The organism is Brevibacterium sp. CFH 10365 (genome assembly GCF_009299785.1).
GTDB lineage: Bacteria > Actinomycetota > Actinomycetes > Actinomycetales > Brevibacteriaceae > Brevibacterium > Brevibacterium limosum.
Genome location: NZ_VIGO01000004.1, coordinates 128,544 through 153,921, shown reverse-complemented (window position 1 = coordinate 153,921; position 25,378 = coordinate 128,544). Strand labels below are relative to the sequence as shown.

The following is a 25,378-nucleotide window of genomic DNA, read 5'->3' as shown; positions in this document are numbered from 1 at the left end:
CCCTCAGGAAACTCACACCGTTACATTTCCGTGATATTTTGCGGAGCGTGTAACGAATCGGTTACAGTGAACAGGTCGATAAACTCTGCTCAGGGATATTTTTGTGATTGATTTTCTGAAGAACCGTAAGGTTCAGATCGCTGCACAGGCGGTCGTGATCACCGGACTCGTCGGTGGTACGGGCGCTGTCGTGACCATGAACAAGCCTGTGACCTTGGAGGTCAACGGACAGGCCGAGGAGATCCGGACCTTCGGTGGAACCGTCGGGGACATCCTCGACAGCCACGAGATCGATGTCGATAAGCGCGACCACGTCAAGCCCGGTGTGGGCACCAAGGTCGACCGTGACATGACGATCACCGTCAACACGGCGAAGAAGGTCGCGCTGTCAGTCGATGGCAAGGACACGAACGAATGGACCAACGCGAACACCGTGGGTCAGGCTCTGGCCGACCTCGGCGTGGACGCGAAGGGCGCCGACCTCAACGCGAAGGCCAGCCAGCGGCTGAAGGACGAGGGCAATGACATCGACGTGACCACGTCGAAGGACCTCACCGTCGTCGCCGATGGCAAGGACCACAAGGTCTCGGCCGCTGTTGGCACCGCGAAGGAAGCGCTCAAGGACACGGGCGTCAAGCTCGACAAGGACGACTTCCTGTCCGTCCCGATGTCCGCCGAGGTCTCCGACGGCCAGGTGCTGACCGTCAACCGCGTGAAGAACGACACCGTCAAGGACAAGCAGGCCATCAAGGCCGAGGTCGAGACCAAGAAGTCCGATTCCCTCTTTGAAGGCGAGACCAAGGTCGAGGCCGAAGGCAAGGACGGCCAGAAGCAGGTCACCTACAAGGTCAAGACGATCAACGGCGAAGAGGTCAAGAAGGAGAAGAAGGACGAGAAGGTCCTCTCCGAACCCAAGACCAAGGTCGTCGTCCAGGGCACCAAGAAGAAGGAAGAACCGGCTGACACCGGCGGCTCCGATTCCGGTGACTCCGGTGACTCCGGTTCGGGCGACTCCGGTGACTCGAGCACCGGCGGCGGCTCCGGCTCCAGCGGCGGCTCCATGAGCACCCAGGAGATCAAGGACATGCTCGGAGGGCCCGGTTCCAAGTGGTACCAGGTGGTCGAGTGCGAGTCGCAGTTCGACCCCAAGGCCTCGAACGGCACCCACTTCGGTCTGTTCCAGTTCCTTCCGCAGACCTGGCACTCCATGGGGGGCAGCGGCAACCCGTCCGACGCCAGCCCGCAGGAGCAGTTCCAGCGTGCGAAGAAGCTCCAGGCCGAGGCTGGCTGGGGCCAGTGGACCTGCGCCTGATCAGCTGCCGCTTCTAGGGCACCGGATCGGCAAGCGCCGGTCGGTCGCCTGATCGGCAACGAGCTCTGGCCGCCATTGACAACAGATATCGACAACTGAGCTGAGGCGGTCAGCAAGGAGCGCGGGCCCCGAGGAGAGATCCTCGGGGCCCGCGCTTTTTGCCACCCAGTCTGAACTTTCGCCCAGAGCATGACGAATTGCTGGCACTCAAGTTGACCGAGTGCTAAGAGCGTTCTAGAGTCGAATTAGCACTAGCACTCATTGAGTGCCAGTTTCATGAGACGGTCGAATCGCTCGGCACCCGCGACGACGAGAGGTTCATGGCAGAAGCCGCCGTCTGACTCGATGAAGAAGAACCCAGCGAAGGGAGAGGGCCCGATATGTCGGTCTCCATCAAGCCACTCGAAGATCGGATTGTCATCCGTCAGGTCGAAGCAGAACAGACTACCGCCAGTGGTCTGGTCATTCCCGAAACCGCCAAGGAAAAGCCTCAGGAAGGCGAAGTTGTCGCAGTCGGCCCGGGCCGCGTTGCTGACAACGGAAACCGCGTGCCGGTCGACGTCGCCGTCGGCGACAAGGTCATCTACTCCAAGTACGGAGGCACCGAAGTCAAGTACGCAGGCGAAGAGTTCCTCGTGCTCTCGGCTCGCGACGTGCTCGCAGTCATCGGCTGAATCCCCTGAACGACTACTTCACTGACAGGAGGACGAATGCCTAAATCATTGGAATTCAACGACGAAGCTCGTCGTGCACTCGAAAAGGGTGTCAACACCCTGGCCGACACCGTCAAGGTGACGCTGGGACCGAAGGGTCGCAACGTCGTGCTCGACAAGAAGTGGGGCGCTCCCACGATCACGAACGATGGTGTGACCATCGCCCGTGAGGTCGAGGTCGACGATCCGTACGAGAACCTCGGCGCACAGCTGGCCAAGGAAGTCGCCACCAAGACCAACGACATCGCCGGTGACGGAACCACCACCGCGACAGTTCTCGCTCAGGCCTTCGTCAACGAAGGACTGCGCAACGTCGCCGCAGGTGCCGCACCCGGTCAGCTCAAGCGCGGAATCGAGACCGCCGTCGAGGCCGTCTCGGAGCAGCTGGGCACCATCGCCCGCGACGTCGCCGACTCCTCGGAGATCGCGCACGTCGCCGGACTGTCCGCCCAGTCGGAAGAGATCGGCAAACTCATCGCCGATGCCTTCGACAAGGTCGGCAAGGACGGCGTCATCACGATCGACGAGTCCCAGGCCGCATCGGTCGAGCTCGAGATCACCGAAGGAATGCAGTTCGACAAGGGCTTCCTGTCGCCGCACTTCGTGACCGATGCCGATCGTCAGGAGGCTGTGCTCTCCGACGCACTCATCCTCATCAACCAGGGCAAGATCTCCAACATCCAGGAGCTCCTGCCCGTCCTCGAGAAGGTGCAGCAGGCCGGCAAGCCGCTGTTCATCATCGCTGAGGACATCGAGGGCGAGGCTCTGTCGACCCTGGTCGTCAACAAGCTGCGCGGAATCATCAACGTCGCCGCCGTCAAGGCTCCTGGCTTCGGTGACCGCCGCAAGGCCATCCTCGAAGACCTCGCCGTCCTCACCGGCGGCCAGGTCGTCACCCCGGACATGGGCATGAAGCTCGACCAGGTGACCCTGGAAGAGCTCGGCAACGCCCGCACCATCACCGTCACCAAGGACAACACCACGATCATCGATGGTGCAGGTGCCGACGATGCTGTTGCCGGTCGTGTCGCTCAGATCCGCGCCGAGGTCGAGAACACCGATTCCGACTGGGACCGCGAGAAGCTGCAGGAGCGCTTGGCCAAGCTCTCCGGCGGAGTCGCCGTCATCAAGGTCGGCGCCGCCACCGAGGTGGAGCTCAAGGAGCGCAAGCACCGCGTCGAAGACGCTGTGTCCGCTACTCGTGCCGCCATCGAGGAGGGCGTCGTCGCCGGTGGTGGATCGGCTCTGATCCACGCCGCGAAGGTCCTCGACGGCAACGACCTCGGTCTGTCCGGTGACGCACTCACCGGTGCCGACATCGTCAAGCGCGGAGTCGTCCAGCCGCTGCGCTGGATTGCCGAGAACGCAGGCCAGGACGGTTACGTCGTCGTCGCCAAGGTGACCGACCTCGAGTCGGGCCAGGGCTACAACGCCGCAATCGGTGACTACGGCGACCTCATCGGGGCCGGAATCATCGACCCCGTCAAGGTCACCCGCTCGGCACTGCGCAATGCCGCTTCGATCGCCGCCCTGGTTCTCACCACCGAGACCCTGGTCGTCGAGAAGAAGGAAGAGGAGGACGAGGACTGAGCCATCCGCTCGGACTGAGTCACCTCTGACCCACACCAGTGGCCCGGAACATGAAGTTCCGGGCCACTCGTGCATTCACCCTCACCGAGGCGGCCGTCCATTCAGGACGACTGTTCACCCGGTCGTCGTGCGACATTCACCTCCGTGAGACGTGTCGTGACTAGATTGTCGCGGAGGCCGCCAGCAGGGGCGTCACTCGCGGATCCTAGGGAGATATGAAACGCATAACGATGATCGGCGATGTCGGTTGGAGTCGGTTCTACCACCTCGGCGATGAGGCGATGACCGAACTGGCCATCGATGCGCTCCGCGCCCGCACCGACATCGAGATCACCCTCATCGCCGGAGAGCCGGAATACGCGGCCGAGATGTACGGGGTCGATGCCATCCCGCGCATCGGCTTCAAACGTGACCGTGAGCCGAACATCGCGCGGATGGAGAAGGTGCTCGAGCATGTCGAAACCAAAGGGGGCCGAAGCTCTCTCAGAGCAGGGGATCCGGCACTGAAAGTGATCGACGCGGTGCGCGCTTCTGACGCGGTGCTCATCGCCGGCGGTGGGAATCTCAACTCGATGTTCGCCCATCACATCTATGAGCGAGTGACTCTGGGGCGGATCGCGCAGCTGTTGGGCAAGCCCTATGCTCTGACGAGCCAGACTCTCGGCCCTCTCATCTATGACGAGGACCGCAAGCTCGTCTACGAGTTCTTGGCCGATGCCGAGTTCGTCGGCAGCCGAGAGAGCTATACGACAACGTTCGCCAAGGAGGTCGGAGGCAAACGCGCCGTAGTGTGCAGGCAGGTCGACGACGCGTTCTCACTCGAAGCACGCGAAGAAGACCGCCGCGCTGTCTACGATCTGACCGCGGAGCCGTTCATCCTGGCCAGCTTTGCCGAGAAGGCGTCGTCACCGGTGCTCGCCGACAGTGCCTATCACGCGCACCTCGTCGACATCACCCGACGTCTCACCGACGAGACCGGGCTCAATGTGCTGCTGGTTCCCCACGGCGGCGGACTGCCGCCCGCTGCGCCGACACGAGACCAGCTCACCAATGATCAGATTGCGACTGAGGTCGGTCGGGTGTCCGTCAGACCGACCCGGATGCTCACCGCTCGTGAACTCATCGCCCTGACTGAGAGGGCTGAATTCGTCATCGGCACCCGCTACCATGCGGGAATCTTCGCCGGCGCCGCCGCAGTGCCGTTCATCTCTCTTGTGCCCAACCTCTACTCGTCCATCCGAATGCGCGGAGCAGCCGAGAACGTCGGAATGGAACAGTTCGTCCTCCCGGTGGACTCCATCGATGATGTCGTCGCGACAGGAGCCGGGGTGGCCGAAAACCGCCAGGTCATCGCCGATGCGCTGCAAGACAGCGCCGCCCAGCGTCGCGCCGAGCATGGGGACTGGTGGGACTTCGTCGTGGCCCACACTGTCGGTGACGGCTCGGGGGAGAAGCCCAGTGCCTCATCCGTTCCAGCTCCCGGGTTCTTCCACGCCGAGGAACTGGAGAACCGATTCGACTCCGCACCGAGCGCGAATCGTGCGCGGCTGACATCGATCGAAGAGTACGGCCTGCTGCTGGCCAAACGCGATCGTCAGCTGGCGGTGGCGAAGAAACAAGCGCAGGAAGCGACGAGAGAACTGCAGGCATGCACTGCCAAGCTTGAGAAGCAGGAGAACATGCGCTCGGTCCGGGCTGCTCGCACGGTTCGTGGCTGGAGGCGGTCTCTCGAACGCCGTGTGCGACGCGTTGCAAAGAGCACAGTCCGCCGCTTCGACGAGGTGTCGCCGAGGTCTGTCCCCAAGGCGAACTAGTCGGCCTCGCACTGTTTGCGAAGTCGAGCAAGGTCGGCTCGGACCATGTCCGCGTCCCGAGCGAACTCGGCCTCATCGACCCCTGGCGGACGGAACAGGGTGAAGACCACCTCGGCGCCGGTGCCGTTGGCGAGTACGCGCAGCGGATTGTGCACGACCGTGCCGTCGGGGAAGATCACGTCGTGATCGAGGATGCCGAGGTCGGTGTGCGGGCCGAAGCGGACCTCGACCTCACCCATCGGGGAGTCCGTGATCCAGCGGCCGTTCTCTTCCCGGATGCCCGCGCTCAGACCCGCCGCCCACCTCGGAAGGTTCGCGGGATTCCCGGCGAAGGCAGCCACCTCGGCGGGGGAGGCGTCGACGGACGTCGAGAGGTGGAGCGCGTCATGAGTCATCTTCCCAGTGGACCACAGCGTGGGCTGCAGGGACAGAGGGAGGCGGACCCGAACGGGCGATGCAAGCAGGCGGCGAGGAGCTCTCTCCGCTCCAGTCGCACAGCTGGCTCTCACCTACTGGCCAGTCGCTTTTCATGTTTCTGAGCGCCGATCCTCGTTAGTCTGGAAACGACAGCTTGCACCGACGCATGAGGGAATCTATGACCACCGGCCCGACGATGCCCATCGCCCGACTCCGCGACGTTTCGAAGGTCTTCGATCCGAAAGGCGCCGCGGTCACGGCACTCAGCGGAGTCAGCCTCGACATCGCACCGGCCCGTCTGACCGCGGTGATGGGCCCCTCGGGCTCGGGGAAATCAACACTCATGCACGTCCTCGCCGGCCTCGACCGACCCACCTCCGGCACGGTCCGCCTCGGCGAGCAGGAGATCACGAAGCTTCGCGACGACGACCTCACGGCCCTGCGACGACGCCGGATCGGATTCGTCTTCCAAACGTTCAACCTCGTGCCCACGCTCAATGTCAAAGAGAACATCCGGCTGCCCTTCGAACTCGACGACCGTCGACCCAATGCCGACGAACGCGCCTGGATCGCCACGGTCGTCCGCCGCCTGGGGCTGGACGACCGGCTCAAGCACCGGCCTCATGAGCTCTCCGGCGGACAGCAGCAGCGCACCGCCATCGCCCGGGCGCTCGCGACCCGCCCCGACATCCTCTTCGCCGATGAGCCGACCGGCAACCTCGACGCGAAGTCCGGTCGCGAAGTCATGGCGATCATGCGTGACGCCGTCCGCGACTTCGGTCAATCGATCGTGCTCGTCACCCACGATCCGATCGTCGCCGCCCATGCCGATCGCGTCATCTTCATCGCCGACGGCACCCCGGTGACAGAGCTGGGCGATGCCATCAGCGCCGAGGCTATCGCCGCGACCATGCTCGACATCGACGAACGTGCCGAATCTGCGGTGAGCCGATGAACCCGCTGCGCGAAATCCGGACCAACCCGCGGCAGTTCTTCCCCAGCGTCCTCGTCGTCTTCATCGCCTCCCTCTTCGGCACCGCGATCATGCAGGGCATCGCGATCCTGACCGCGTGGCTGTCCTCGGCGAAGATCATCGCCGAATCCGAGACCGCGCAGAGCCTGCTGTCGATGGTCGGGTTCACCTTCTTCCTCATCGCCCTCTTCGTCTCCGCGATCGTCATCGCGAACACGTTCTCGATCATCATCGCCGGCCGCAGCCGCCAGCTCGCCCTGCTGCGCCTCATCGGGGCGTCGTCGAAACGGCTGCGCAGGGCCGCCTCGGCGGAGGGGCTGATCATCTCCGTTCCCGCCGCGGTGCTCGCCTTCGCCGCGTCGACCGGGCTGGCGACGGCCGCGCAGAACTACCTCGGCGACGCCATCACCGAGGAGACCGCACTCCTCACCCCGACCATGGCCGTTCCCGCGCTCGCCACCATCATCGTGACCTGGCTGTCGGCGTACCTGGGCGCGCGCCGCATCACGGGGATCTCACCGATCGAGGCGACCTCGCAGGCGGTCGAGAGCCGGCCCGAGGATGCCCGCGCCTCACTCGGCGGACTCACCGCCTCGCTGATTCTGCTGTCCATGGGGCTGACGTTCCTGGTCAGCGCCGTGATCGGAGCCGCCGATCATCGGATCAGCCTGATGAGCGTAGTGATCACGGCGTTCGGGTCGGGCCTGACCTTCCTCGGCGTCATCATCGGGCATCCGTGGCTCCTGCCGCCCCTGCAGACAGCGATCGGCTGGCTGTGCGGGCGCACCGCGGTGTCCCGGTTGGCCGCCTCGACGATCGCCCGCCATCCCACCCGGAATGCGCGCACGGTCATCGGGCTCGTCATCGGCATCACGCTCATCGTCATGTTCGCCACCGCCATGACCACCTTCCGCGATCAGATGCTGCGGTATGCGCGATCACTCGGTGAAGAGGGATGGGGCGGCCTCGAGGACGCGCTGGCCACCGTCATCGACAAGTCGATGCTGTTCGCGCTCGCCCTCATCCTCTTCTCCGTGATCATCGCCGTCATCGGCGTCGCGAACACACTGATGCTCTCCGTGCGCCAACGCACCCAGGAGATCGGACTGCTCATGGCACTCGGGCAGACTCCGAAGCGCGTGCGCAGGATGATCGCCGCCGAAGGTCTGCAGCTGAGCCTGACCGCCTGCGTGGTCGCCGTGCCGCTGGGCATCGGCTTCGGCTGGGTCGGCGCGCTGACTCTGCTCTCGCCCCTGCTCGGCCTCTTCGCCCCGAGCGTGCCCTGGGCGGTCGTCACCGCCGTCATCGCCGGCACCCTCTTCGCGGTGTTCGTCGCCAGCCGCGAACCCGCCCGAGCGGCGACGTCGATCAGCCCCGTCCGGGCGCTCGAAGCCGTGTGAGGTTCGGGGCCAGGGGGCGACCCTCGCCGAGGCGGGCACCCGAGTTGCGCACCCTCGCCGAGGCGGGTCTGCGACGGATTGGCGGGCAAGACGGATGAGGTTCGTCGCGTGATTGTCGATCCGCTCATCCTGCTGTTAGTTTCTCGCTCATGGAAGCACAGTCGTACCACCAAGAGAATGCGGCCCGAGCGCCCTGGCCGATGCGATGGCTCGCCGTCGGAGCGATCGTCAGCATCCTTCTGCTTCTCGCTCTTCCGGTGATGATGCTGATTGATCGTGACGGTGTCGTCGCGACAATCGTGCGGCAGGGGCAGCAGCTGGACACTGCGAACCGTCAGTGGCTCCTCGCGCATCCCAGCCTCGTCTACGGGTTCGCCATGATCTACACCGTCGTGCTGCATCTCATCTGCGCCGGAGTGCTCAGCTGGTTCACCCCGAAGGCCGTTCGCGGTCGTGGCTGGGCGAGGATCGGGCTGAGCGTCTATTTGGTGGTCGCAACGTGTTTGAGCGTCATCTCGGCGGTCCAAGGCGGCATGTTCTTGGCGATCGTGATTCCGACCGATACCATCCACATCTTCATGCTCGTTTTGCTCTGGGTCCCGCCATCGGTCGGTCGGTTCTTCGCGGCGCACCGATCGGCTCGCCGGTCGAAGTTGACGACCGCGGATGCGAGCGCATGACGGTCCGTCTGATCACACCAGCGACGCGCGGGTTGGGCTGCTCCGGCCACCACACCTTCCCGGCCCGCGTGAGGACAGCGGGAATCATCCAGTTGACTTCGCACCCGCCTGTGTCAGGCTCGCTTGGCCTGCCGCTCACCCGAGGAGAACCGCATATGCCCAAACTCATCGATCACGCCGAACGGCGAGAGGAGATTGCCACAGCGGCATGGCGGGTGATTCTGCAGAAGGGGATCAGTGCGGTCTCTGTCAGGACGGTAGCCGCCGAGGCTGGCCTGTCGGTCGGGTCGGTGCGTCACGTGTTCGCGAGCCAGGCCCAGCTGTTGGCGTTCGCGATGGAATTGGTCATCGATCGGGCCGATGCCCGGATCATGGCACTGCCCGAGCGAACCACCCCACTCGAGTCGATGGAGGACATCGCCGTCGAACTGCTGCCCCTCGACGAGGAGAGGCGGAGCGAAATGGAAGTCTACCTCGCACTTTTCGCGGCGACAGGGACGGATCCGAAACTCATCGATACCCGCGCCGAGGTGTGGGGACGGGTACATGCCGGATGCCGCACGATCGTGACCCGACTCGCCGATGACGAGTCGGTCACCGCTGAACAGGTGGAACGGGAAGTCGTCCTGCTCCATGCGCTCGTCGACGGCCTGGCCGCCCATCTGGTCTGGCAGCCGGAGGAGGTCAGTGGGGCCGCGGCGCGCAAGGTGATCATCGACCATCTGCATGAATTGACAAGCCGCCTCGGCGCCGGCTCATCGAGTATCCAGCCGCGGCAATGGTCGGAACCAGAACCAGCAGGTGGAGTCTGGCAGTCACAAATCACAAAAGAGGACAGCGGAACCGGTATTGCCGGGACTGCTGCGGAAGGAAGATGAAAGTGTCTGAAGACGATCGCCGACCTGACTGCCCAGACCATCGCATACGTATCGGCGACGTCGAACGAGATGCTGCCATCGAAGCCTTGAGGACGGCCGCCGGTGAGGGAAGGATCACTGTCGAAGAACTCGACGACCGCATGGAACTCGTTGCAGTCGCGCGATTTCCCGTCGACCTCGATCGAGTCCTCGCCGACATCGTCACCGAGCTGCCGTCGGAACTGTCGGGGACCATGGTCAGAAGAACCCCGGACGATTCAGCTATAGAAACACGCCCCGGTGAGGCTCCCGGCAACCGGGAGATCCTGCGCTCGCCGTGGACCGGCCTCATCAGGCAGGGACGCTGGCCGGTGCAACCGTATCTGCGCTGCGAACCCGCGGGAGTGCTGCTCGAACTCAACTTCCTCGAGGTCGTCAGCGATCTCGAAATCATCGACATCGACGTCGCAGCCCGCACCGGCACACTCAAGCTCATCGTGCCCGACAGTTGGGGAGTCGACTCCACCGGGCTTGCACGAAGTCCGATCGCTGTCATTACGTTCAAGGCCAATGAGTCCGCGCGGGATGGGTACCCCACCATTCGAGTCCGCGGCAGCATCGGGTCGGGAGTCTTCATCGCTCGGGGCCCGAGCTTCCGCCAGCGACGCAGGATGAAAAGGTGATTGCTGGTCACTGTCAGTGCTGGTGCCCGGCCGGGCTCAGCCGGTGGCCACCTCGCTGCGCAGCTTGTGTTTGAGCAGCTTGCCTGAAGGGTTGCGCGGCAGCTCGTCGATGGTGAAGATCTCGCGCGGCAGCTTGTAGCGAGCGAGCTTGTCGGCCAGGAAGTCGCGCAGCTCTTCGACGCCGAAATCCTCACCATCGGTGGTTGTGATGAAGGCGACGACCTGTTCGCCCCACTGCGGATCCGGCTTCGCCACGACCGCGACATCGGCGACCCGCTCGTGGCTGATGACGGCCTCCTCGACCTCGAGGGAGTACACGTTCTCGCCGCCGACGATGATGACGTCCTTCGAGCGGTCGACGATATAGAGGTATCCGTCCTCGTCGAGCCGGGCGAGATCGCCGGTCTTGTACCACTCGCCTTCGAAAGCCGCCTCGGTGGCGGTGGGGTTGCCGAGGTATTCGCGCATCCGGGTGTCACCTGAGAACCAGATCTCACCGGTCTCGCCGGGGCCCGCCTCGGTGCCGTCGGCACTGACCACGCGCATGGCATTGCCGACCATCGCATGCCGACCGATGGACCCGGCCTTGCGCAGCTGGTCGTCAGGTCCGAGCAGGCATCCGGTCGGACCCATCTCGGACATGCCGAAGAGGTTGAAGAACTGGTTCGTGCCGTAGGTGTCGATGAGCATGGCCGCCGTCGACCGGTCGATCGGTGCACCGCCGTAGTTCCACCGGCGGATGGACGAGAAGTCATAGTCGGCGAAGTCGAGTCCGAGCTTCTTCGCGGTCATGATCGGCGCGACATAGGCGACGGTGGGACCGAAGAACGTCGTGATCTGCTCCGCGGCGATGATCGTCATCGATTCCACCGGGTGGTATGACCGCTGGAGGACGACGGTCCCACCCATCTGGATGGTCGGGATGAGCGCGATGTTCAGCGGCGCCGAGTGCCAGATCGGCATGCAGATGAGGTACCGGTCGTCGCTCTGGTAGCCCATGTTGAGATTGATGAGCGTCCCGACTTGGAAGATGTTGCGATGCGAATGCACGCATCCCTTCGGCGAGCTCGTCGTGCCCGAGGTGTAGAGGATCTGTGCGACCTGCTCATCGGTGAAGTCGCCGGGTTCGGCTTCCCCGGCGGCATCGAGCTGGAGATCGAAGCTGGCGGATGTCTCGGGTTCGGTCTCCAGCCAGGTGATGTCCGGCGCCCCGGCCCGCGCGATCTCGGCGAGTTCGGTGCTGACGATGCCGAGCTTCGCTCCCGAATGCTCGATCGTGTACTTGACCTCCGGGGCTTGGAACTTGTGATTGACCGGCACGACGGTCGCGCCGAGGTACCACGTGCCGAAGGCTGCGAAGACGAAACCCGGAACATTGAAAGTCATGATGCCCACTGCGTCACCGGGCCGGATTCCGTTGTCGGCGAGAACCTGGGCGGCCTTGAGTGCCCGGCGGCGCAGCTCGGCGTAGGTGAAGCGCTGGTGCTGATAGACCACGGCCTCTTTGTCCGGGTTCCGCAGGACAGTGGTGTCGAGCATGGTTCCAAGCTTCATTGCTTCTCCTTGTGACGAGTGTCATACTGAGAACAATTGAACCACGATTCATTTCTTTGGGGAAGTGACTTCCTGGACAGGCGACCAGGTCGATGAACTCGACAGTGTCGTGCCGCTGCGACCGAAGGGGCGACAATGGCGTATCGCGCAACTCAGCGCACCCGAGCCAATGCCGAAGCCCGCCGAGCCGGCATCGAACGCGCCGCCCGTCATGTCATCGCCCGCGGGGGATTCGCCTCGGCGAGCGTGACCGCGGTCGCCGTTGAGGCCGACTGCAGCGCTGGGTCGATCTACACGTACTTCAGCAACCGTGATGAGCTGCTGCGGTTGGTCTTCGCCCAGGCCGCCGGTCACGAACTGGACGTCATCGCCGATACCGTCGCCGACGCAGCGACTGCCGCCGAGATCGCGGAATCGACCGTCGAAGTCTTCGTCCGCCGCGCATTCGCCGGTCGCCGGCTCGCCCACGCCCTGCTGCTCGAAGAGGTTCCCGAGCCGGTTCAGAGCGAACGCCTGCGGCTGCGCCGCGAGTATGTCGCCGCCATCGGCGCAGCCCTGGACCGCGTGGGTGACATGCAGATCCCCACCGAGGTGGCCGCCCGGTCGATCGTCGGAAGCATCGGAGAGAACCTCGTCGACATCCTCGACCCGACCGCCCCGAATCCGAGCCCCGCTGAGATCGAGACTCTCATCAGCGCGCTGACCACGTTCACCAGATCCGCATTAGGAGAATCATGACCACGACGCCCGGCATCGCGTCAACGACCGCAGACCCTGCGGCCACACGTTCCGCAGGCTCTGGGGCCACACGTTCCGCAGGCCCTGGGGCCACACGCTCCACGAGCCCTGCGGTCGACCCGACCACACCGCGGACGACGCATTCGGTGTTCAACCAAGCGCCGCCTCGGCGAGATATCAACGAGTTCACGCTGAATACGGCGCTGAAAGATGCGCTGGCCCGCTACGGGCCGGGAGCCTCGCACGACGAACTCGAACGGATCGGAGCGCTCGTCGGCAGCGCGGACTTCATCAACGATGCCCGGCTGGCCAACGTCCATGGACCGGAGCTGCGCACCCACGACGACTGGGGCAACCGCACCGACGAGATCGAGTTCCACCCGGCCTACCACCGGATCATCGGCGATGCGCTCGACGCGGAAGCACACTCCTATGCATGGACGCACCCCGGGCCGGGGGCCAACGTCGAACGGGCGGTGCGGTTCATGCTGTTCTCGCAGATCGAACCCGGCCACGCCTGTCCGGTGTCGATGACGCACGCGGTCGTGCCGTCTCTGCGAGCCGATTCCGCGCTCGCCGATTTCTGGGTGCCGCGCGCCACCGCCGCCGGCTACGATCCGCGGCGGATCGACCCGGCGAGGAAGACCGCTGTGACCTTCGGCATGGCGATGACGGAGAAGCAGGGCGGATCGGACATCCGCGCAAACACCACCTGCGCGGCCCCGTCCGGAGACCATTTCCTCATCACCGGCCACAAATGGTTCTGCTCGGCCCCGCAGTCCGACGCGTTCCTCGTCATCGCCCAGCTCGATGAGGGCCCGAGCTGCTTCGTCGTACCCCGTGTCCTGCCCGGCGGCGACCTCAACTCGGTGCGCATCCAACGGCTCAAGGACAAGCTCGGCAACAGATCCAACGCCTCCTCGGAAGTCGAGTTCGACGCCACCGAAGGCTGGCTGCTCGGACAGCCCGGCAAGGGAGTGCGCACGATCATCGAGATGGTGGCCCAGACCCGGCTCGACTGCGTCCTCGGATCGGCTGCCGGCATGCGCCAATGCGTCGCCGAGGCGGCCTGGCACGCCCGCGGACGCGCGGCCTTCGGGTCCACGCTCATCGACCAACCGCTCATGCGCGCCGTCATCGCCGACCTCCAGCTCGAAACCGAAGCGGCCACCTATACGGCCCTGCATCTGGCTGCCGCATACGACGACGACGGCGCCGAGGCGGCCGATTTCCGCCGCCTGGCGACAGCCGTCGCCAAGTACTGGATCTGCAAACGCGGCCCCGAACACGCCTACGAGGCACTCGAATGCCTCGGCGGCAACGGCTACACCGAGGCGTTCCCGCTGGCCCGCCGCTACCGGGAGCAGCCGGTGATGGCGGTGTGGGAAGGCTCCGGCAACGTCATCGTCCTCGACGTGCTGCGTGCCCTGGCCCGCGAACCGCGGAGCGCGAAGACCTTCCTCGGCTTCCTCGAGACCGGACTGGGCCGGCATGCGGACTTCGACGCGGCCTATGAGTCGCTGGCCAGGTCCCTCCAGGATGCGGTGCAGGGCCTCGACAGCGGAGATGCGGCCGCGCAGGCGGCGCTGCAGGCCAGAGGTCGAGTCCTCGTGGAGAAGATGGCGCTGCTCATGCAGGCGGCGATCCTCTTCGAATCCGCTCCAGCCGAGGTGGCATCAAGCTTTGCGGCGGCCCGCCTCGGCGCCGACCGGGGCCGCGAATACGGAGCGCTTCCCGACGGAGTCGACATCGACTTCCTTGTCGAACGGGCGTGAGCGTACTGGCCGCGACGGTGCCGGCCACGAAGTATCGAGCACAGTGTGAGCTGGGAAGCACTGCCGCACTTCGAGGAGGGCACGGTCGCAGAGACGTGATTGCAACGGCAGGCTCCGGCGAATCGATACACCTTCTTCTGAAATGCTCACCGAAGAACGTGATGATTCCAAAGAAACCACGACCAAAACAGCCTTCGCCGCCGGTGGACCGCAGAAAAGACCCAGCTGGTGTCCGAGAAGTGTGTCGGGACTGTGTCAGATAAGGGTGTGGGATGGCCCGACGGGCGTTTCCGCGCAGAGCGGCGGTCATCCTCAGAACAGCTGAGACCTCAGCCGGAACAGCCGAGACCTCAGCCGCGGCGGTGAGCGGAGACGCAGCGACGGCGGTCGACGCGCATGACCCGACCGCGATTGCGCAGGCGACGTTTTGTGCACTCGGACGGTCCTACGAAGTCCGGTCGGGGAGTGCGGGTCACCGCGGCCGGTGTGCGCTCGGCATTGAACGTATCGGCCTCCCACTCCGCGGTGCGACGCGCACCGAATTCGGATCTGTCGATGAAGGTCCTGAACTCGTCGACGAGCCGCTCCTGCATGTCATAGAGGCTCTCTTCGCTGCCGGGGAAATCGAGGAGGACTTCGACGGCTTCTCCTGCGACGACGATCCTCGCGATGGTCCGGCGCTCGTCATCGGGGTCGTGGAGCATCGCTATGCTGTCCCACTCATAATTGGCGAACATCGCGAGAACGATCGGCGTGACGACCTTCTCGCAGAGGAAGTCCTGCGTGAGCTCGGTGCGGTCCATGTCTCCCACCATAGGTGCTGATGCGTCGGGATTTCGAAGGCGTCTCGGAGTTTTGCGGGAAACGATGTCGATCTGCGGTATGCGGCAGACGTCGTGCGGTTCCGCGCCGATGCGAAGCCGACGTCGTGCGGTTCCACACCGGTGCGCGGCCGACCGCGATGACGGAGGTTCCGCGCCGACGCGCGGCCGACCGCGAAGACGGAGGCACCGCATAGACTTGGCCCCATGCCCCGCAGTCCGCTCCCGCCTCGAGAAGGAATCTCGGCGACCGCGCTGCGTGCCCCCGGCGGCAAGGCCACCCACGCGAAGAATCACCTGCCCGTTCCCGACTCGATCGGAGCGTGGCTCGAATCCGAATTCCCCGAGGCGGCACCCGAGTCCCGACGGGCGCTGCTGACCGATGGGGACATGCGCGACGAGGCGGGCCGACCGGTGACCTGGGACGATCCGGTCATCCCCGGCGGCTTCTACTTCTTCCACCGCCCCGTCCCACCCGAAGAGCGGATCCCGTTCGACGTCGGCATCGTGTTCGAGGATGACGATCTCCTCATCGTCGACAAGCCTCATTTCCTGGCCAGCACCCCGAACGGGCGATTCGTCCGCGAATGCGTCGTCACCCGTCTGCGCGTCGACCTCGACCAGCCCGACCTCGTCGCCATCCACCGCCTCGACCGGATCACCGCCGGCCTGCTCGTTCTGTCGAAACGGCCCGAGACACGCGGCCGCTACCAGCGCCTGTTCCAAGACCGTCGGGTCAGCAAGACTTACCGCGCGCTGGCGCCGGCCCCGCCACCGGAGCTCGAATTCCCGCTCGTCCGGGAATCGCGCTTGGTCAAACCCTTAGGCGGACGCCAGGTCCTCGAAGTGGAGGGTGAGGCGAACGCGATCAGCCGGATCCGGCTGCTTCGGACCATCACCTCACCGCCCGCCGGGTCGACGTGCGGTGACACGGATACTGCGGGACTGCCTCGGCGAGGTGGAGCTGACGGTGCCCCGTCCGAATGGGCGGGGGACGGAAGCGGAGCATCGCCTCGGCGAGCGGTTGCCGAATACGAACTCGAACCGGTCACGGGAAAGACGCACCAGCTGCGGGTGCACATGAACGCGCTCGGGCTGCCCATCCTCGGCGATCCGGTCTATCCGATCGACCTCGCCCCGGATCCCTACGACTTCACCTCACCGCTGCAGCTGCTGGCCGCGGAGATCGCATTCGATGATCCGCTCACGGGGCTGAGCCGACGATTCGAGAGCGGACTCGAGCTCGATCCTGCCGCGGTCAGCTCCGAATCAGGCGAAACCCGGTAGCCTGGTGTTATGAGTCCACACGCCCCCGGATGCACCTCAGAGGCCATCGTCGCCCTTGTCCGCACCCGCATCACCGATGGTGAATACCCGGCAGGAAGCCCGGTTCGCGATGGTGCCTTGGCCAAGGAATTCAACGTTTCGCGCAACACCGCCCGCGAATCGCTGAGCCTGCTGCGCCACGCCGGGCTGCTCACTCAGGAACCCAACCGGGGCTTCTTCGTCTCCACCTTCGGCATCGACGAACTCAAGGACCTCTACCGCGCCCGCCGGGTCTTCGAGATCCGCGCCGTCCAGGAATCACAAGACGCCACCGACGAGTCGATGGCCGCTGTCGAAGCCTCCGTGATCAGGGCCGAAACGGCACCGAAGAACGAAACCTGGGCCGATGCGCAGGAACACTCGGCATCGTTCCACCGGGCGATCGTCGGCCTGCTCGGCTCACCGCTGCTCGACGAGTTCTACCTCAACCTCATGGCCCGGCTGTCGACGACGTTCTCGCGCTCGCCCGAACCCGGCAAATACCACTCACACTGGGCCAATCCGCACCGGGACATCCTCGAGAAGATGAAATCCGGGGACCGGCAGGGGGCCGAGGGCCTGCTGCGCATCCACCTCGACGATTCCGAAGCCTCGACGCTCGACCTCGCACGGTCCGTGGGGGAGGGGCGCTGAAGCGCTTCGATGCATGGTCGTCTTCGTTTCAGCGCCGCTAAGACAGCGTTTCCTGTGTAGCCAGTCTCACAGTGGTCGGTACTTGAACCCATAGCGGTCGACTGTCGCGCTCCGATACCATTGAGCCACCGTATCTTCGCGTCGAAAGGCTGTCTTCATGGGAAACCCTGAGCAGGAATCACAGGCCGCAAACGATCCGTTCTCGCTGACGGGACTCACGTATGACGATGTCCTCCTCCTGCCAGGCGACACCGATGTCATCCCTTCCGAAGCCTCCACGGCCTCCCGACTGACCAAGGAGATCGAGCTCAACATCCCGCTCGTCTCCGCGGCTATGGACACCGTGACCGAGTCCCGGATGGCGATCGCCATGGCCCGCATCGGCGGCTTGGGCATCATCCACCGCAACCTCTCCGCCGAGGATCAGGCGAAACAGGTCGACTACGTCAAGCGCTCCGAATCGGGCATGATCAACGACCCGCTGACGATCACCGCGGACAAGACGCTGGAAGAGCTCGACGAGATCTGCGGCAAGTACCGCATCTCCGGACTGCCCGTCGTCGACGAGAACAATGTGCTCGTCGGCATCGTGACCAACCGTGACCTGCGCTTCGTCACCCGCAGCGAATTCCCCACTCGCACCGTCGCCGAGACCATGACGAAGATGCCGCTGGTCACCGCCCCCGTCGGCGTGGCCGCCGAAAAGGCCTTCGAACTGCTGGCCGAGCACAAGGTCGAGAAGCTGCCCTTGGTCGACGACAACAACGTCATCCAGGGCCTCATCACCGTCAAGGACTTCGTCAAGACCGAGGAGTATCCGCTGGCCACCAAGGACGATGAAGGTCGCCTGCGTGTCGGTGCCGCCGTCGGGTTCTACGGTGACGCCTACGAGCGTGCCGGAATGCTCGCCGAGGCGGGAGCCGACGTTCTCGTCGTCGACACCGCCAACGGCCACGCCCGCGGAGTCACCGACATGATCAAGAAGATCAAGTCCGACCCGGCGTTCTCCGCCGTGCAGATCATCGGCGGAAACGTCGCCACGAAGGAAGGCGCGCAGGCGCTCGTCGATGCCGGGGTCGATGCCGTCAAGGTCGGCGTGGGACCCGGATCGATCTGCACCACCCGTGTCGTCGCCGGCGTCGGCGTCCCGCAGGTCACAGCCGTCCACCTCGCCGCTCAGGCCGCTCGCGCCGCCGGAGTCCCGGTCATCGCCGATGGCGGACTCCAGTACTCCGGTGACATCGGCAAGGCCCTGGTAGCCGGTGCGGACACCGTCATGCTCGGCTCCCTGCTGGCCGGCTGCAACGAGTCGCCAGGCGAACTCATCTTCGTCAACGGCAAGCAGTACAAGGCCTACCGCGGCATGGGCTCGCTGGGCGCGATGGCCCCACGAAAGGGCAAGTCGTATTCGAAGGACCGCTACTTCCAGGCCGATATCGCCACCGACACCGACCTCATCCCCGAGGGCATCGAAGGCCGAGTCGCCTACCGCGGACACCTCAAACAGGTCGCCCACCAGCTCACCGGCGGTCTGCGCCAGACGATGTTCTACGTCGGCGCTCGCACCGTCGGCGAGCTCAAGGGCAAGGGCAAGTTCGTCCGCCTGACCACCGCGGGCCTGAAGGAAAGCCACCCGCACGATATCCAGATGACCGTCGAGGCCCCCAACTACGTCGTGAAGTGACGTAGTCGCCTCTCTGGTCGGTGAGAAGCCGCAGTTCCTGCTTTTTCGCGGGGGGCTGCGGCTTTTTGCGTGTGGGTTCTTGGAGGGCCGGCTTGAGTCCGCGAGTGCTGGCGTGCGGGTGCGCGGCTGTGCGGCGGAGAATAGGTAACTATCGGATACTTTCCGGCGATAGAAGTATCCGAACGCGACCTACGTTTGGGCGGGCAGAATCGCCACGGATCGACCAGAGAATCGGCAATCTGCGGGCGCCTGCTGTCTCACGATGCTGGATGACACACCCTGATGTGACGAATGCCACGCGCTGATTTTCCGCGCGATGCACCCGTAGTGAGAACGGTCGCCTTGCCTTGTGAGCGCTGGGAACGACGGCATCGACCCCGGTGGGAGGTCTACTTCCGTAGTCATCGAGTCGTGTCAGAGCCCCTTCGGAAACGCGAGTAGTTAGGGTAGGTTTCCCTAATGCGCGCCGCGCTTCGCGGCACGCATCATCGAAGGAGGAAACCTCACAGTGACGACTTCTCTGCTCTACGACGCCGAAGCGACACCCACCTCAGCACCCCTTCAGACCCCCGAAACTCCCCACTCGGACCCCACCCCGAGCGCACCATCCGAGACGAACAGCGCTGACCCCACCAGCAGCGACGCCGATCATGGCGCTCACGCCGACCACGGCGCTCACGCCGACACACCCCACGGCACTCACGCCGTCGCGCCACACACCACTTACACCGACGCGCTCCTCGGCGCCCACAGCGCAGACGAGTACTCGGCCCTCATGCACAACGTCGTCGACGCACTCGGCGAACGTTTCCGCACGTCTGAGCGGGCATCCTCGGCGAAGGATCGCTCCGGACTCCAGGCCGCCGTCGATGCCGTCGACCTCGACACCGCCGGAGTCGGCAACGCCGAAGCCCTGCGCGAGGTCGACGCTCTCTACGCCGACAACGCCGTGTGGTTCCACCACCCCAGCTACGTCGCCCACCTCAACTGCCCCGTCGCCGTGCCCGCCGTCGCCGCCGAAGCGATGCTCGCGGCCATCAACACCTCGGTCGACACCTACGACCAGTCCGAGGTCGCCACCCTCATGGAACGCCGCCTCGTCGACTGGACCTGCGGCCACCTCGGCTTCGCCGGCGGCGACGGAATCTTCACCTCCGGCGGCACCCAATCGAATCTCCAGGCGCTGTTCCTCGCCCGCGAAAACGTCCTCGCCGGGCTGGCCGATCATGCCGACGAGTCCGACCGCGGCGAGTCCGATGATGCCGAACCTCGCCGAGGCGGCCCCTCCGCCCCGTCCGACCGGCCAAGTCGCCGTGACCAGCTGTCCCGGCTGCGGATCCTCGCCACCGACCAGGCCCACTTCTCCGTGTCCCGCGCGGCATTCCTCCTCGGCCTCGACGCCGAGGCGGTCGTCACCGTGCCGACTGACGCCTCCGGCCGCATGGACGCCGAAGCGCTCAACGCGAGCCTGCTGTCGATCGACGCTCACGACGCGATCCCCATGGCCGTTGTCGCGACCGCCGGAACCACCGACCTCGGCGTCATCGACCCGCTCGAGACCATCGCCGGGGTCTGCGAAGCCGCGAACGTGTGGATGCACGTCGACGCCGCATACGGCGGTGGTCTGCTCTGGGCCCCGGCTCGAGCCCACCTGCTCGACGGGATCGGGAAGGCCACCTCGGTGACCATCGATTTCCATAAGACGTTCTTCCAGCCGGTATCCTCCTCGGCCCTGCTGATCAGGGACGCGAACCTGTTCGCGCCGACGATCCACCACCACGACTACCTCAACCCCGAAGCCGAAGCGCTCGAAGCCGACGCCGAACCGAACCAGGTCGACAAATCGCTGCAGACCACCCGCCGCTTCGATGCGCTCAAGCTCTGGACAACGCTGCGCGCTCGTGGCGCGGGCGAGATCGGGACGATGCTCGACACCGTCTGCGACCTCGCGACCGACGTCCGGGCACTGCTCGAGGGGCAGGCGGATTTCGAGGTGCTCGGGGCCTCGGACCTGTCTACGGTGCTCTTCCGATTCACCCCGGCGACCGCGGACAGGGCCACCTGCGACGAACTCGTCCCACTCATCCGCCGCGTCCTCTTCCGCTCCGGCCGCGCCGCCATCGCCCGCACCGTCATCGACGGCAGACCGTGGCTCAAACTCACCCTGCTCAACCCCGATACCAGCGTCGATGACGTCACCGCCGTCCTCGACCTCGTCCGCGCCACCGGGCACGGCATCCTCGCCGGTCGGGATCTCGAGGGCGCCGCGACAGAAGGAGGCGCAGCATGAGCGCAGAGTCCACGCACATCCACGACATCCTCGGTGTCGGAATCGGTCCCTTCGGACTCGGCCTGGCCGCACTGTCGGAGCCGCTCAACGACGTCGACGCGGTATTCCTCGACCAGCGGCCCGAATTCCGCTGGCACCCGGGAATGATGCTCGAGGGCTCGACCATCCAGGTGCCGTTCCTCGCCGATCTCGTCACCATGGCCGACCCGACCTCGCCGTATTCGTTCCTAAACTTCCTCAAGGAACGCCGGCGGCTCTACCCCTTCTACATCCGCGAATCCTTCTACCCGCTGCGCGCCGAATTCGACGAATACTGCCGGTGGGTCGCCGCCCAGCTGGATTCGCTGCGCTGGAACCGCCGCGTCGTGTCCGTGACCAGGGAGGACGGCGTGTACACCGCCCTCGCCGAGGTGGCCGACGACTCGGGTTCGGTCGTGGCGACCGAAACCTACCGCGCCAGGCATCTCGTCCTCGGCGTGGGCACTCAGCCGGTGCTGCCACCTGCCCTGCAGGGACTCAGGCGAGGGGCCGGGCCGCTCATCCACACCGCCGACTACCTCGAGAATCGGGAAGCGCTGCTCGAATCCGGGGCGATCACGATCATCGGCAGCGGCCAGTCCGCCGCTGAGATCTACCGCGACCTCATCGACGATGCCGAAGACCGCGGCGTGCGCCTGGACTGGGTGACCCGGTCGCCACGGTTCTTCCCGATGGAATACACGAAGCTCACCCTCGAGATGACGTCACCGGAGTACACCGACCACTTCCGTGCCCTGCCCGATGAGCTGCGCGAACGTGTCGGTCGTGAGCAGCGCACTCTGTACAAGGGCATCTCGGCCGATCTCGTCGACGACATCCACGACACTCTCTACCGGCTGAGCCGGGGCGGGCGGCAGCTGTTGACGAACCTCATCTCCGAGGCCGAACTCAAGACCGCCCAGATCGACCCGATCAGTGGCGAATACCTGCTCGGCTTCCGCCATACGGCCCTGGACAAGACCTTCACCAGGCGGTCCGGTTCCGTGGTCGCGGCCACCGGATACAAGTCGCAGGTGCCGGACTTCCTGGAGCCGCTCGGGGGAGAGGTGCGCCTGGATTCTCGCGGCCGCCTCGACGTCAGCCGTCACTACACGATCAACGACGAGGGCACCATCCACGTCCTCAATGGCGAAGAGCATACGCACGGCGTCACCGCTCCTGACCTGGGCTTCGGCCCGTGGCGAGCCTCGGTGGTGCTGGCGGCGGTGACCGGTCGGGAACCCTATCCGATCGAACGGACCATCGCCTTCCAGACCTTCGGGGTGCCGGCCGATGAATCCGATGCCGTGCCCGATGCCGCCTTTGCCTTCGACGACTCCAAGGAGATGTCACACGCATGACTACTGAACTGATCACCGACCCGAACGCAACCACCGAAGCCGACGGAACCGCCCCGACAGCCGGCGCGGATACGAACACAACCGAGGCGAACACGGGTCTCAGCTCGGACGTGAAGCTCACGGCCGCCTCGGCGAGGGTGAGCATCCGCCCTCTCGATGTCGACCGTGATGCCGTCCGGATCCACGAATGGCTCACGCACCCTCGCGCCCACTATTGGATGATGACCGACCTCAACGAGGATGAAGTCCGGACCTATCTTGAGGGAATCCGGGACTCCGCGGACGATGCCGGTTGGCTCGGCTCGGTCGACGGAGATGCGTGCTTCTACGTCGAGACCTACACACCGGACAGCCTCATCCCGCAGAACGTCCTAACTACCGGACCCGACGACATCGGGATGCACCTGCTCGTGGCACCGCCGACCGGACCGTCCGTGCACGGCCTCACCGACCGCATCATGGCCTCCGTCATCGACTTCTGCCTCAAGCCCGCTGACCAGGGCGGACGTGGAGCCGATCGCGTCGTCGTCGAACCCGATGCCCGAAACGACGCGATCATCGAGAAGAACCGGGCCGCCGGTTTCACCCCCATCACCGAGGCGACCATCATGATGGGCGAGATCGAGAAGCGGGCGCTCGTGAGCGTGTGCACCCGCGCCGATTTCGAGGCCAGCGCGCTGGCTCCGTTTGTGGCCGCCGGTCTCCAGGCGTCGCTCGTGGGTGAGGCCGAGGAAGCGCATGATCAGAGGTTCCCCGAATCACGTCCAGGCCGGGGCGCCGCAGTACCACCCGCACCGTATTCCCATCTCAACGCCGATGCGTTCGCCGTCGTGCAGCGCCACCTCGTCGCCAAAGCCCTGTCCGAATTCGCCCACGAACGGCTCATCACCCCGGCGCCGGTCGAGGGCGACCAATGGGAACTGAGCATCGACGGTGCCAGCCGGTACACCTTCACCGCTAGTGTGCTGCCGCTCGAGCACTGGGTCATCGACGAAGCCAGCATCACCCGGTGGAACGGCGAAGCCGAACTCGCCCTCGACGCGCAGGAACTCGTCGTCGAGCTCCAGGACGAACTCTCCATCCCGGAGGATCTCATCTCGACCTACCTCGAGGAGCTTGCCTCGACTCTGGCCGGGGCCGCGTACAAACTCGAGGACGCTCGGGCCGGGCGCCGGCCCGACTCGCGGGCTCTCGTCCAGGCGGATTTCCAGACCGTTGAGGCGGCCATGACAGAGGGCCACCCCGGGTTCCTCGCGAACAACGGCCGCATCGGGTTCGGACTCGACGACTTCCGTAAGTGGGCGCCGGAGAACGGTGAGTGGCGTCGCATCGAATGGGTGGCGGTGAGGCGTGAACTCAGTCATCTGTCCTTAGGCGCCGGACTCGGTGAGGAGAGCCACCTCGGTGAGGCGCTCAGCGAAGCCGAACGGGACCTCTTCGGCTCCCGGATCCGGGCGGCAGGCCAGGACCCGGCGGACTTCCACCTCATGCCGATCCACCCCTGGCAGGCCGACCATCGACTGGCGATCACCTTCGCCGCCGACATCGCCCGCGGTGATCTGCTGCCGCTCGGGGAGGGGCTCGATAAGCACCAGGCGCAGCAGTCGCTGCGCACGTTCTTCAACCACTCTCGGACCGGAGCCCCGTACGTCAAGGTCGCTCTCGCCGTGCAGAACATGGGATTCCTGCGCGGACTGTCGCCGAAGTACATGCGCGACACCCCTGCCATCAACGACTGGGTTGCGAACCTCATCGCCTCCGATGACACCTTTGGGAGCGCCGGATTCCGCGTCCTGAGGGAGCGCGCCGCTCTCGGCTACACCGGTGACGTTTATCACCGAACGAAGGAGACGAACCCGCACCGGAAGATGCTCGCCGCCCTGTGGCGGGAGAACCCCGTCGAGCAGATCGCCTCAGGTCAGAGGCTCATTACGATGGCCGCCTTGTTGCACCGGGATCATCAGGGTGTCTCGTTGGCCGGTGAGCTCATCAGCGCATCGGGGCTGAGTGCGGCGGCGTGGCTGCGCAGTTACCTGCAGGCCTACCTGAAACCGCTTGTGCATGCGCTGCTCGCACACGATCTCGTGTTCATGCCGCACGGGGAGAACCTCATCCTCATCCTCGACGACCATGTCGTGACCGGAGCATTCATGAAGGACATCGGTGAGGAAGTCGCCGTGGTCGGCCACCGCGAACTGCCCACCGACGTCGAACGCATTCGCGCACTCGTGCCTGGTGATGAGAAAGCCCTATCGGTCTTCACCGACATGTTCGACGGGGTCCTGCGCCACCTGTCTGGCATCCTCGATGCTGATGGACTGCTGCCGGCCGACCGGTTCTGGGCGACCGTCGCTGAGACCCTCGACGACTACGAGACAGAGCACCCGGACACTGCTCATGGAGTCAGCGGTGACGTCGACCTGCGTGCCGAACACTTCGCCCACTCATGCCTCAATCGGCTGCAGCTGAAGAACACGAAGCAGATGGTCGACATCGGCAATCAGGCAGAATCCCTGCTCTACGCGGGCACCATGCCCAACCCCGTGGCCCGCTGAGTCATATGGCGCCACGCCGACCGCTCGCCTGAGCGTCGACCGCTCGCTGCATCACTTGATACCGCGACGGTGACTCGAGCGCTCAGCGAAGGAGGACCGAGCCAGTGCGTGCGCTCGCCACTGCGCTGTGCGGTCGGTGAATCGACGCAGCAGAACACGCCACTCGCCGAGGCGGGACTCCGGA

The 25,378-nt window shown here is 65.2% G+C and carries 20 protein-coding genes; 17 read left to right on the top strand and 3 right to left on the bottom strand.

Annotated features, from left to right (window positions below; translation table 11 throughout):
• Positions 1-103 precede the first annotated feature (103 nt).
• From FHG09_RS09310 to FHG09_RS09295, 4 genes are all read left to right on the top strand, one after another.
• Entirely contained in the window at positions 104-1,312 is a 1,209-nt protein-coding gene (locus FHG09_RS09310) for a resuscitation-promoting factor (RefSeq protein ID WP_152347381.1), read from the top strand.
• A 380-nt stretch (positions 1,313-1,692) separates the two neighbouring features.
• On the top strand, positions 1,693-1,986 hold the full coding sequence (groES, locus tag FHG09_RS09305) for a co-chaperone GroES (RefSeq protein WP_039209993.1): 294 nt from the start codon (positions 1,693-1,695) through the stop codon (positions 1,984-1,986).
• Between the two features lie 36 nt (positions 1,987-2,022).
• Positions 2,023-3,615, top strand: a complete 1,593-nt coding sequence (groL, locus tag FHG09_RS09300; protein WP_152347380.1) for a chaperonin GroEL — start codon at positions 2,023-2,025, stop codon at positions 3,613-3,615.
• A gap of 215 nt (positions 3,616-3,830) precedes the next feature.
• Positions 3,831-5,429, top strand: a complete 1,599-nt coding sequence (locus FHG09_RS09295) for a polysaccharide pyruvyl transferase family protein (protein ID WP_152347379.1) — start codon at positions 3,831-3,833, stop codon at positions 5,427-5,429.
• Here FHG09_RS09295 and FHG09_RS09290 read toward each other — a convergent pair.
• The gene (locus FHG09_RS09290; RefSeq protein ID WP_152347378.1) at positions 5,426-5,824 is read right to left on the bottom strand and encodes an SRPBCC family protein; all 399 of its coding nucleotides are present in this window, start codon (positions 5,822-5,824) and stop codon (positions 5,426-5,428) included. The genes FHG09_RS09295 and FHG09_RS09290 overlap by 4 nt on opposite strands.
• A 200-nt stretch (positions 5,825-6,024) precedes the next feature.
• Between FHG09_RS09290 and FHG09_RS09285 the strand changes: the two genes are divergently transcribed.
• The 5 genes from FHG09_RS09285 (at position 6,025) to FHG09_RS09265 (ending at position 10,439) form a co-directional block, all read left to right on the top strand.
• Entirely contained in the window at positions 6,025-6,801 is a 777-nt protein-coding gene (locus FHG09_RS09285) for an ABC transporter ATP-binding protein (RefSeq protein ID WP_152347377.1), read from the top strand.
• Positions 6,798-8,219, top strand: a complete 1,422-nt coding sequence (locus FHG09_RS09280; RefSeq protein ID WP_152347376.1) for an FtsX-like permease family protein — start codon at positions 6,798-6,800, stop codon at positions 8,217-8,219. Before FHG09_RS09285 ends, FHG09_RS09280 begins: the two co-directional genes overlap by 4 nt.
• A gap of 149 nt (positions 8,220-8,368) precedes the next feature.
• Entirely contained in the window at positions 8,369-8,899 is a 531-nt protein-coding gene (locus FHG09_RS09275) for a hypothetical protein (protein WP_152347375.1), read from the top strand.
• Positions 8,900-9,054: 155 nt separating this feature from the next.
• The gene (locus FHG09_RS09270) at positions 9,055-9,777 is read left to right on the top strand and encodes a TetR/AcrR family transcriptional regulator (protein ID WP_193627337.1); all 723 of its coding nucleotides are present in this window, start codon (positions 9,055-9,057) and stop codon (positions 9,775-9,777) included.
• A gap of 2 nt (positions 9,778-9,779) precedes the next feature.
• The gene (locus FHG09_RS09265) at positions 9,780-10,439 is read left to right on the top strand and encodes a DUF1707 domain-containing protein (RefSeq protein ID WP_193627336.1); all 660 of its coding nucleotides are present in this window, start codon (positions 9,780-9,782) and stop codon (positions 10,437-10,439) included.
• Between the two features lie 36 nt (positions 10,440-10,475).
• On the opposite strand, the gene FHG09_RS09260 is transcribed toward FHG09_RS09265, so the two are convergent.
• Positions 10,476-11,993 carry a class I adenylate-forming enzyme family protein gene (locus FHG09_RS09260; RefSeq protein WP_152347372.1) on the bottom strand — a complete coding sequence of 506 codons (1,518 nt, stop codon included), beginning with the start codon at positions 11,991-11,993 and terminating at the stop codon, positions 10,476-10,478.
• Positions 11,994-12,128: 135 nt separating this feature from the next.
• Here FHG09_RS09260 and FHG09_RS09255 point away from each other — a divergent pair, with 135 nt between their 5' ends.
• On the top strand, positions 12,129-12,731 hold the full coding sequence (locus FHG09_RS09255; RefSeq protein ID WP_152347371.1) for a TetR/AcrR family transcriptional regulator: 603 nt from the start codon (positions 12,129-12,131) through the stop codon (positions 12,729-12,731).
• Positions 12,728-14,506, top strand: coding sequence for an acyl-CoA dehydrogenase family protein (locus tag FHG09_RS09250; protein ID WP_152347370.1), 1,779 nt, complete (start codon positions 12,728-12,730; stop codon positions 14,504-14,506). Before FHG09_RS09255 ends, FHG09_RS09250 begins: the two co-directional genes overlap by 4 nt.
• 350 nt (positions 14,507-14,856) lie before the next feature.
• Here FHG09_RS09250 and FHG09_RS09245 read toward each other — a convergent pair whose 3' ends face one another.
• Positions 14,857-15,309, bottom strand: coding sequence for a hypothetical protein (locus FHG09_RS09245; RefSeq protein ID WP_152347369.1), 453 nt, complete (start codon positions 15,307-15,309; stop codon positions 14,857-14,859).
• A 225-nt stretch (positions 15,310-15,534) separates the two neighbouring features.
• On the opposite strand from FHG09_RS09245, the gene FHG09_RS09240 reads away from it, so the two are divergent.
• The 6 genes from FHG09_RS09240 to FHG09_RS09215 all read left to right on the top strand — a co-directional run bounded on the left by FHG09_RS09240 (position 15,535) and on the right by FHG09_RS09215 (position 25,194).
• Positions 15,535-16,614 carry a pseudouridine synthase gene (locus FHG09_RS09240; RefSeq protein ID WP_152347368.1) on the top strand — a complete coding sequence of 360 codons (1,080 nt, stop codon included), beginning with the start codon at positions 15,535-15,537 and terminating at the stop codon, positions 16,612-16,614.
• Positions 16,615-16,623: 9 nt separating this feature from the next.
• The gene (locus tag FHG09_RS09235) at positions 16,624-17,286 is read left to right on the top strand and encodes a GntR family transcriptional regulator (RefSeq protein ID WP_152347367.1); all 663 of its coding nucleotides are present in this window, start codon (positions 16,624-16,626) and stop codon (positions 17,284-17,286) included.
• A 157-nt stretch (positions 17,287-17,443) separates the two neighbouring features.
• Positions 17,444-18,970, top strand: coding sequence for an IMP dehydrogenase (guaB, locus tag FHG09_RS09230; RefSeq protein ID WP_152347366.1), 1,527 nt, complete (start codon positions 17,444-17,446; stop codon positions 18,968-18,970).
• A gap of 775 nt (positions 18,971-19,745) precedes the next feature.
• Positions 19,746-21,260, top strand: a complete 1,515-nt coding sequence (locus tag FHG09_RS09225) for a pyridoxal-dependent decarboxylase (RefSeq protein WP_152347663.1) — start codon at positions 19,746-19,748, stop codon at positions 21,258-21,260.
• On the top strand, positions 21,257-22,639 hold the full coding sequence (locus FHG09_RS09220) for a lysine N(6)-hydroxylase/L-ornithine N(5)-oxygenase family protein (protein ID WP_152347365.1): 1,383 nt from the start codon (positions 21,257-21,259) through the stop codon (positions 22,637-22,639). The genes FHG09_RS09225 and FHG09_RS09220 overlap by 4 nt, the downstream gene beginning before the upstream one ends.
• On the top strand, positions 22,636-25,194 hold the full coding sequence (locus FHG09_RS09215) for a GNAT family N-acetyltransferase (protein ID WP_152347364.1): 2,559 nt from the start codon (positions 22,636-22,638) through the stop codon (positions 25,192-25,194). Before FHG09_RS09220 ends, FHG09_RS09215 begins: the two co-directional genes overlap by 4 nt.
• Positions 25,195-25,378: the final 184 nt, after the last annotated feature.